Below are 8809 nucleotides of genomic sequence, written 5' to 3' on the forward strand. Positions count from 1 at the left end.
TCTCCTCGTTCCGCTGCCGCTCTCAGTCGGTCTGCTCGGGCGGGTCGGTGACCGTGGAGGTCCACAGGCGGTGGGCGGCGATCATGGCGGCCGCGAGGAGCAGGCTGTTGCGGACCATCATGACGGCGATGCCTGAGGGCGTGCCGGCGAGGATCTCCGCGTACAGGACGGGGTACGCGAGCGAGCTCAGCGCCGCCGCCGGGAGCAGCAGCAGGGCGGCGGGGCGCATCACGGTCCGGCGGGAGGTCAGGCAGACGGCGGCGAGGCCGAGGAGCCAGACCATGTACTGGGGGCTGATGACCCGGCTCGTGACGGTGAAGAGCAGGACGGCGGCGAAGGCCGCGTCGAGCGGGGTCGCGGGGGTCCAGCGGCGGGCCCGGACCCGCCAGAGCAGCAGCCAGCCCAGGGCGGCGACGCTGAGCAGCAGCGCCAGATGGCCCAGGGTGGAGGCGTACGGGCCGACGTACTCGAAGGAGCCGTAGCGGAACTCGATCCGGCCGGGCCAGATCCCGGTGGCCTCGGCAAGCGCGAGCGCCGTGCCGCCCAGCGACTCGACCTGGATGCCGCGGTTGCCCTGCATGCGGAGGAAGCCGAACGAGCCGGAGAAGAACAGCGCGAGGGTGGCGACGAGGGCGACGGCGGCGGTGACGGCGGCGGTCCAGGCCTCGCGCGTCGTACGGCCCCGGGGCGTGCCGATCAGGGTGAGCGCCGGCCAGACCTTGACCATGGCGCCGATCCCCGCGAGTGCCCCGCCGATCTGATGGGCCCCTGTGGAGCGGGCGTTGACGGCGAGCAGGGCGAGGACGGCGAGGGCGGTGGTGTGGACGTCGTACCGCGCGAGGGGGAGGTGCAGGAGGAGCGGGAGGCCGCAGACCCAGTACCAGGCGCCGTGGGTGACGCGCTCGCTGTCGGCGCGGGCGAGGGCGACGGTGACGGCCGCGTCGGCGAGGAGGGCGAGGGCGACGAAGGCCTGGAAGTACGTGAGCGAGGGCAGGAGGCCCGGCGCCATGATCACCAGGCCCGCGCCGGGCGGGTACTGCCAGGTGACGTCGCCCGGCGGGAAGGTGCCGTTCGCGAACTGCCCGTACCAGTGCCGGTAGAGGTCCACCTCGCGGGCGACCCCGCCGATGCCGAGGTCGTCGCGCAGGAGCAGCACGAGCATGCCGACGCGGGTGAGGAGCCAGACGGCGGCGAGGGCGAGCGTGGGGCCGCGGCCGACCGTCACGAAGGTGGCGGAGGTGAAGGTGTCCGAGTCGAAGGGGGACCCGGTCAGGGACGGTGGAGGGGGCGCGGCGGGTGCGGCCGGCGCGGTGGCGGAGCGGGGCGTGGCGGGTGGCGGAGGGTCGGTCCGGGCCCGGCGTGGCGGCTGCGGGTGCTCGTTCGTCATCCCTCCGCACTGTAGTCCGGAATGTCTTGTTTACTCTGCTTTGGTGCCCACTGTCGCCGTGAACTCCTCGTACGCCGCCACCACCTCCTTCGCCGGACCGTCCATCCGCAGCGTTCCCGCCTCCAGCCACAGCGCGCGCTCGCAGGTCTCCGTGACGGTGGAGTTCGAGTGGCTGACCAGGAAGACCGTCCCCGCCTCCGCGCGCAGTTCGTCGATCCGCCGCTGACTGCGCCGCCGGAAGTGCGCGTCGCCGGTCGACAGGGCCTCGTCGATGAGCAGGACGTCATGGCTCCGGGCGGCGGCGATGGAGAAGCGCAGCCGGGCGCCCATCCCGGAGGAGTACGTCCGCATGGGGCGGGAGATGGCGTCGTCCTTCTCGTTGATCCCGGAGAACTCGACGATCCCGTCGTAGCGTTCACGGACCTCCGCGCGGCTCATGCCCATCGCGAGGCCTCCCAGGACCACGTTCCGTTCGCCGGTCAGATCGCCCATCAGGGCCGCGTTGACGCCGAGGAGCGCGGGCCGACCGTGGGTGTAGACCTGGCCGCGCTCGACGGGCTGGAGGCCCGCGACGGCCTTCAGGAGCGTCGACTTCCCGGACCCGTTCGAACCGATCAGGCCGATCGCCTCGCCCCGGTACGCGGCGAAGCTCACGCCCTTCACGGCGTGGACGAGGCGGCCGGCCGGAGCCGTGCGCCCGCGGCGCAGCATCCGGCCGAGGGCGGCGGTGGCGCTGCCCCGGCCGCCGGGGCGTCCGCCGTGGACGGTGTAGGTGATGTGGACGTCGTCCACGACGACCGTCGGGGTGCGGGTGGGGGATTCCCGGGTGTCAGCCACGGCCGTACGTCTCCTCCGCCTTCCAGAACCAGATGAAGCCGCCCGAGAAGGCGAGCAGGGCCCAGCCGACGGCCAGTGCCCAGACGTGCGGCGGCAGCTGGGCCGCCGTGTAGCTCTCGATCAGCGCGAAGCGCATGAGGTCGATGTAGACCGCCGCCGGGTTGCACCGCAGCACCAGCACCACCGCGTCCGGGAAGCGGCCGCTGCTCGCGAGGTTCTGGATCGACCACATGACGCCGGAGGCGTACAGCCAGGTGCGCAGCACGAACGGCATCAGCTGGCTGATGTCCGGGGTGCGGGCCGCGAGCCGTGCGAGGGCGAGGGCCACGCCGGTGTTGAACAGGGCCTGGCAGAGCAGCGCGGGGACGGCGAGGAGCCAGCTCCGGGCGGGGAACTCGCCGCAGCAGGCGAGGATCACGACGAGCGCGGTGAGCGAGAGCAGGAGCTGCTGGAGCTGCTGGAGGACGAGGGAGATCGGGAGGCTCGCGCGCGGGAAGTGCAGGGCCCGGACCAGGCCCAGGTTCCCGCTGATCGCGCGCGTGCCGGCCAGGACCGTGTCGGAGGTGAAGGTCCACACGAAGATGCCGGTGAGCAGGAACGGGACGTAGTCGGGGACGCCGTGCTCGGCGTTCATGAGGACGCCGAAGATCGCGTAGTACACGGCCGCGTTGAGCAGCGGGGTCATCACCTGCCAGACCTGGCCGAGGCGGGCCTGGCTGTACTGGGCGGTGAGTCGGGCGGTCGCGAAGGCGGCGATGAAGTCGCGGCGGGACCAGAGCTGCCGGACGTAGGCGGGGAGCGAGGGGCGGGCGCCGCTGACCGTCAGGCCGTGGCGCAGGGCGAGCGCGCGGAGGTCGGTCTCGGGGGCGGGAGTGCGTGGCCGGGCGGCGGGTCCCTCCTGGGCGGCGAGGGTCCGGTCGGCGGGTTCCCGTGCGGTGGGCGCGTGCGCCCCGGCTGCGGGGAGTGTCGGAGTGGTGGTCACGGGCGGGCGCTTTCGACGAGGGGTGTGGGCATCGTCGGCGATGGAACGGGTCCGTATCGTCGCTACGTGGAGACTAGGACGCCCTTACGTCGGAACGCAACCGTATCGTCGTAACGTCGCCGTTGGTTAGGATGCCGTTCATGACCGAACCGACCCCCCGCCGCACCCCCGCCGGAGCCGCCGTACTCCGCGAGGACGTGACCGAGGCGATCCGTGACGCCGTCTTCGAGGAGCTCGCGGCCGTCGGCTTCGCCCGGATGTCCATCGAGGGCATCGCGCGCCGCGCGGGCGTCGGCAAGACCGCCGTCTACCGGCGGTGGAAGTCCAAGCTCGCGCTCGTCCTCGACCTCGTCGGCGCCTTCGCCGCCCAGGGCGTGCCGGTGCCCGCCACCGGTTCCCTGGACGGCGACGTCCGCGCGCTCCTGGAGATGGCCTCGTACGCCCTGCGCCACCCGATCGCCTCGCAGGTCATCCCCGACCTGCTCGTCGAGGCGGCGCGGCAGCCGGAGATCGCCGACGCCATCCGGGAGGCGCTGCTCGACGGTCAGCAGGGCGTCATGGCCCGCATCGTCCGCGAGGCCGTCGCCCGCGGTGAACTCCCCGAGGGCACCGACCCGGCCGAGGCCCTCGACCTCGTCGTCGGGCCGCTCTACTGGCGCCTCGTCGTCGTCCGCACGCCGCTGCCCGAGGGGTACGTGGACGGGCTCGCCCGCGCGGCGGTGGCGGCGCTGCGCGCCTGAGGGCCTGGGGCCGCCGGCCTCGGACGTCTGCCCGCCGGGGCTACTTCACCGCCCCCGCCATCACCCCCGACGCGAACTGCCGCTGGAACGCGAAGAACACCGCCAGCGGCACGACCATCGACAGGAACGCCCCCGGCGCCAGCACGTCCACGTTGTTGCCGAACTGCCGGACCTGCTGCTGGAGCGCCACCGTGATCGGCGGCGACTGCGAGTCCGCGAAGATCAGCGCGATCAGCATGTCGTTCCACACCCACAGGAACTGGAAGATCCCCAGCGAGGCGATCGCCGGGCCGCCGAGCGGCAGCACCACCCGGGTGAAGAGCCGCACCTCGCCCGCCCCGTCGAGCCGCGCCGCCTCCAGGAGCTCGCGCGGGATCTCCGCGAAGAAGTTCCGCAGCAGGAAGATCGCGAACGGCAGGCCGAACGCCGTGTGGAAGAGGACGACCCCGAGCGTCGTCTCGAAGAGCCCGACCGCGCCGAAGAGCTTCGACACCGGGACCAGCGCGACCTGCACCGGGACCACGAGCAGGGCCACCACACCCAGGAACCACCAGTCCCGGCCCGGGAACTCCAGCCATGCGAAGGCGTACCCGGCGAACGAGCCGAGGAGGAGGACGAGCAGCGTGGCCGGGACGGTGATCAGGACGGTGGAGAGGAGCGAGCCGGTGATCGTGCCGTTCGCGAGGAGCTCGGCGTAGTTCTCGGTGGTCAGCTGTGCCGGGGCCGTGAACACCTCCCACCAGCCGCTCCCCGCGATGTCGGAGGGCGAGCGGAAGGAGGAGAGGAGCAGGCCGGCCGTCGGCAGCAGCCAGAACAGGCCGGCCAGGACGAGGAGGACCCGGACCGCGCCGCCGGCCGCGCGCGCCGCGATCCGGGACGCGGGGGAGGTCCTCGGGGCAGAGGCGGAAGACGTCCTGGGCACTGATGCGGGAGAGGTCCTCGTGGCAGGGGACGTCATCGGCGGGTCTCCCTTCGGATGCGACGGATGTTGACCGCCATCACCGGCAGCACCAGCAGGAGCAGGACGACCGCGATGGCCGAGCCGACCCCGAGGTCCGCGTCCGTGCCGAAGGACGAGCGGTACAGCTGGAGCGCGAGCACGTTCGCGTCGTCCTGCGCCGAGCCCGGCGCGATGACGAAGACCAGGTCGAAGACCTTGAGCACGTTGATCATCAGGGTCACGAGGACCACCACGAGGACCGGGGCCAGGAGCGGGACCGTGATCCGGCGGAACACGTGCCACTCGTTCGCCCCGTCCACCCGAGCCGCTTCGAGCAGTTCGCGCGGGACGGCCGCGAGCCCGGCCCCGATCAGGACCATCGCGAAGCCGGCCCACATCCACACGTACGCCCCGATCACGGCCGGCGTGACGAGCGAGGGGCCCAGCCACTCCACACCGGCGTACTGCTCCCGGAAGTTGCTCGCGGGCAGACGGAGCACGGCTCCGTCGGCGCTGTCGGCGGGCAGGTCGAAGGTGCCGTCGGCCGCCGCCGTGGCCGTGGCGACCACCTTGCCGTCCCGTACGGCCTCGATCCGCAGCCCGGCCAGGCCCAGCTCGGCCGGGTCGACGACGTTCGGCCGCCCGCCGCCGCCCCTGGTGAAGTCCAGCCAGGCCGTCCCGGTGACCGTGTCCCCGCCGGCCGGCGGCGCGACCGGTTCGCGGGCCGGGCGGGCCTCCTCCGGCATCCGGTCCGGCGCCACCCCGACCAGCGGGAGTCGGACGGGCTCCCCGGCGCGTACCGCCTCCTCGGTGACGTACGCGCCGCCGCCGGCCGCCGTGAGCGGGTGCACGGGGAGCGGCCGGGCCCGGGGAAAGCCCGAGGCCTCGGCGAAGGTGTCGTGGACCCCGACCCAGACGGCGTTGGCGACGCCCCGGTCCGGGTCCTGCTCGTAGACGAGCCGGAAGATGATTCCGGCCGCGAGCATCGAGATCGCCATCGGCATGAAGACGACCAGTTTGAACGCCGTTCCCCAGCGGACGCGTTCGGTCAGCACGGCGAACAGCAGACCGAGGACGGTGGCGACCGCGGGGGCGAGAACCAGCCAGATCAGATTGTTCCGCACCGCGGTGCGGAGCGAGTCGTCGGTGACGAGCGCGAGGTAGTTGTCCAGGCCCACGAAGGAGGAGCCGGACCGGTCGAAGAGGGAGCGGTGGACGGAGTACCCGATCGGGTAGACGACCAGCGCCCCGAGCAGGAGCAGCGCGGGCAGCAGGAACCCCGCCGCGACCGCCCGGCTCCGCTTCCTGCCCCGGACGGCGCTCCCGTCCCCGATCCGGGTGGTGCTTCCGTCCCTGTCCCGGGCGGCGCTCCTGCCCGTGTTCCCGGGGGTGCCCGCGGTGTCGGTGCGAGAGGTCCTCGGCATGCCGGGCCTCAGCTCTTCGCGGCGGCCCGGTACGCCTTCGCCGCGTCCGCCTCCAGCCGCGCCTGCGCCCCCGCGACGTCCTTCGGGTTCTTCAGGAAGTCCTGGAGCGCCTTCCACTCGCCCTTGCCCGGGGTCCCGCCGAACGACTGCGGCATCTGGTCCGACATGTCGAAGCGGAAGTCGTCGCCCGCGCCGATCAGCGCCTTGGCGATCTCGCGCTGGACGTCGTTCGGGTACGCGGCCGGGTCCAGGTTCTTGTTGGGGGAGAGGAAACCGCCCTCGGCCGCCCAGATCCGCGCCGCGTCCGGGGAGGCGAGGAAGGCGAGGAGCGCCTGGGCGCCCTTGGTGTCCTTGAGCGCCACGGCCGCGTCGCCGGCCGTCACGACCGGAGCGGTGCCGCCGCCGACCACCGGGAACGGGAACACCTTCGCGTCCGTGCCGATCTTCGCCTTCGTCTGGGCGATGTTGACGGCCGCGAAGTCGCCCTCGAAGACCATCGCGCCCTTGGGCTGGTCGCCGCCCGTGAACGTCTGGGTGACCGAGACCGGGTACTCGGTCTGCAGCGCGCCGCTCGTGCCGCCGGCGAGCAGCGCGGGCTTCCCGAACAGCTCGGCGAGCGTGGTGAGGGCCGCGGCGACGGAGGGGTCCGTCCACTTGATCTCGTGCTTCGCCAGCTGGTCGTACTTGGCGGGGCCCGCCTGGGAGAGGTAGACGTTCTCGAACCAGTCGGTGAGGGTCCAGCCGTCCGCGCCGCCGACCGAGACCGGGGTGACGCCGGAGGCCGAGATGGTCTCGGCGGTGGTGAGGAACTCCTTCCAGGTCTTCGGCTCGGTCGCGCCCGCGTTCTCGAAGACCGCGGTGTTGTACCAGACCAGCGACTTGTTGGCGGCCTTGAAGTAGACGCCGTACTGGGTGCCGTCGACCGCGCCGAGCCGCTGCCAGCCGGGCGAGTAGTTGGCGGCGAGCTGCGCCTCGGCCTCGGGGCCGACCGGCTTCAGCCACTTCTGGGCGGCGGCCTGCTGGATCGCGCCCACCTGCGGGAGCATCGCCACGTCGGGCGGCGAGCCGCCGGCGATCTTCGTCCCGAGGAAGTTCACGATCGGGTCCTGGGCGGGCACGAAGGTGACGGTCGCGCCCGTGCGCTTCTCGAACTCCCGCAGGACCTTGGTGAAGTTCTCCTGCTCCGGGCCCGTCCAGACGGCGGCGACCTCGATCTTCTCGCCCTTGAGGGAACCGCCGGGGGAGGGCGAGGCGCTTCCCGGATCCTTGTCGGCACCGCCGCCGTCCCCACCGCCCCCACCGCAGGCCGCGAGGGCCAGTGCGGTGAGCGCGGTGAGCGCCGTCATGGTCACTGCGGCCTTGCGTGGACGAAGAGTTGTACGCATCGCTGCCCCGTCTCTCCCGTGCGCGTCGCTGTCCCGTGCCGACAGGTCTACGCCGGGTGCCGGAGCCCCCGCAATACCGCCTTCCGTGCCAAGTGGGCGATCGTGATGCCCTCGTGACGTGCCGTCAAGTCTCTGGGAGGGTGCCTGACGAGCACCTGGGTGACACCTCGGCGAGCACCTGGGTGACGCCTCGGCGGGTGCCGCGGTGGATGCCTCGGCGGATGCCGGGTGGGGGTTCCGGAGGGCGTCTCGGCCGCCCTCCGGCGGCTCCCCGGCAGGTCCTTCGTCGGGCCTCTCGTCAGGCGCGGGTGGCGGGTGCGAGCGGCGCTATGGGCGTCGCCTCCACCGAACGGGCCGCCCGGTCCAGGGCGCTCGCGAGGAGCGCCAGGTCCGTCGGGCCGTTCCCCAGCTCGCGGACCGGGCGACGGGTGGGCGGGTCGCCCATCCGCTCCCACTCCAGCGGGACGACGACCGGGCGGAGCGTCGCCGTCCGCGGGATGCGGCCGGTCACGCGGCCCGCCTGGAACGGGGTCACGCGGCCGTCCGGATGGCCGAGCCTGCCCCGCCCCGCGGCCGGGACGTCCGGGCCCGCGGTCACCGGGGGCGCGTCGAGCACGATCCGCAGCCGGGCCCCGTGGGCCAGCTCCGTGTCGGCCGTGCGGTCCGGGCGCGAGGAGGTCGCGACGAGGTGGACCCCGAGTCGCTCGCCGTGCCGGGCGACGGCCTCCAGGGCCCGTACGACGGACCCGGCGGCCGGCCGGCCGGAGGCGCCGAGCGCGGGGGCGACCAGGGCGTCGAAGTCGTCGACGAGGACGACGAGCCGCGGCAGCGGCCCGGCGCCCGCCGCCCGGGCGGAGCCGGGCTCCCCGGCGGCGGGCCGCGGAATCCGCCCGCCCGCCTGCTCGGCCGGCCCCGGCTGCTCGCCCGCGGGGTGCGGTACGCGTCCGCTCGGGCGGCCGGTGAGGTCGCCGTCGCCCGTACGGAGGGTGCGGCTGCTCGGACGGTCGTCCAGGGTCCCGCCCTCGCGCCGGGGCAGCCGCCCGCTGGGTGTGTCGGCCAGGAACCCGTCCCCGGCCGCGGGCCGCGCCCGGGAACCGCCCTCTCCGGCAACCGG

7 protein-coding genes and 1 pseudogene are annotated in these 8809 nt (G+C 73.5%); 1 reads left to right on the forward strand and 7 read right to left on the reverse strand.

All coding sequences use genetic code 11. From position 1 onward, the window contains the following. Positions 1–22 precede the first annotated feature (22 nt). From ACF08F_RS35065 to ACF08F_RS35075, 3 genes are read right to left on the reverse strand one after another with little or no spacing between them, the layout of a single operon-like run. Positions 23–1387: a glycosyltransferase 87 family protein gene (locus ACF08F_RS35065; RefSeq protein ID WP_392302594.1), complete on the reverse strand. Its 1365-nt coding sequence runs from the start codon at positions 1385–1387 to the stop codon at positions 23–25. Between the two features lie 30 nt (positions 1388–1417). Next, entirely contained in the window at positions 1418–2224 is an 807-nt protein-coding gene (locus tag ACF08F_RS35070) for an ABC transporter ATP-binding protein (protein WP_392302595.1), read from the reverse strand. Beyond that, positions 2217–3206 (reverse strand): ABC transporter permease, encoded by a 990-nt coding sequence (locus ACF08F_RS35075; RefSeq protein ID WP_392302596.1) that lies wholly within the window; start codon positions 3204–3206, stop codon positions 2217–2219. Before ACF08F_RS35075 ends, ACF08F_RS35070 begins: the two co-directional genes overlap by 8 nt. Before the next feature lie 140 nt (positions 3207–3346). On the opposite strand from ACF08F_RS35075, the gene ACF08F_RS35080 reads away from it, so the two are divergent. Then, on the forward strand, positions 3347–3946 hold the full coding sequence (locus tag ACF08F_RS35080; RefSeq protein WP_392302597.1) for a TetR/AcrR family transcriptional regulator: 600 nt from the start codon (positions 3347–3349) through the stop codon (positions 3944–3946). A 40-nt stretch (positions 3947–3986) separates the two neighbouring features. On the opposite strand, the gene ACF08F_RS35085 is transcribed toward ACF08F_RS35080, so the two are convergent. The 4 genes and pseudogenes from ACF08F_RS35085 to ACF08F_RS35100 form a co-directional block, all read right to left on the reverse strand. Beyond that, positions 3987–4904 carry a carbohydrate ABC transporter permease gene (locus tag ACF08F_RS35085; protein WP_392302598.1) on the reverse strand — a complete coding sequence of 306 codons (918 nt, stop codon included), beginning with the start codon at positions 4902–4904 and terminating at the stop codon, positions 3987–3989. Next, positions 4901–6310 (reverse strand): carbohydrate ABC transporter permease, encoded by a 1410-nt coding sequence (locus tag ACF08F_RS35090; protein WP_392302599.1) that lies wholly within the window; start codon positions 6308–6310, stop codon positions 4901–4903. The genes ACF08F_RS35085 and ACF08F_RS35090 overlap by 4 nt, the downstream gene beginning before the upstream one ends. Before the next feature lie 8 nt (positions 6311–6318). Further along, on the reverse strand, positions 6319–7695 hold the full coding sequence (locus ACF08F_RS35095; protein WP_392302600.1) for an ABC transporter substrate-binding protein: 1377 nt from the start codon (positions 7693–7695) through the stop codon (positions 6319–6321). Positions 7696–7993: 298 nt separating this feature from the next. Then, positions 7994–8809, reverse strand: a pseudogene (locus ACF08F_RS35100) (hypothetical protein); the annotation flags it as partial.

The sequence above is a fragment of the Streptomyces sp. NPDC015130 genome (assembly GCF_043080005.1).
Taxonomy (GTDB): Bacteria; Actinomycetota; Actinomycetes; order Streptomycetales; family Streptomycetaceae; genus Streptomyces.

Bases quoted from the DNA above. Each gene is read 5' to 3' on its own strand.
- ACF08F_RS35065 (WP_392302594.1), bottom strand. From the start codon at position 1,387: ATGACGAACGAGCACCCGCAGCCGCCACGCCGGGCCCGGACCGACCCT.
- ACF08F_RS35080 (WP_392302597.1), top strand. From the start codon at position 3,347: ATGACCGAACCGACCCCCCGCCGCACCCCCGCCGGAGCCGCCGTACTC.
- ACF08F_RS35085 (WP_392302598.1), bottom strand. From the start codon at position 4,904: ATGACGTCCCCTGCCACGAGGACCTCTCCCGCATCAGTGCCCAGGACG.
- ACF08F_RS35090 (WP_392302599.1), bottom strand. From the start codon at position 6,310: ATGCCGAGGACCTCTCGCACCGACACCGCGGGCACCCCCGGGAACACG.
- ACF08F_RS35095 (WP_392302600.1), bottom strand. From the start codon at position 7,695: ATGCGTACAACTCTTCGTCCACGCAAGGCCGCAGTGACCATGACGGCG.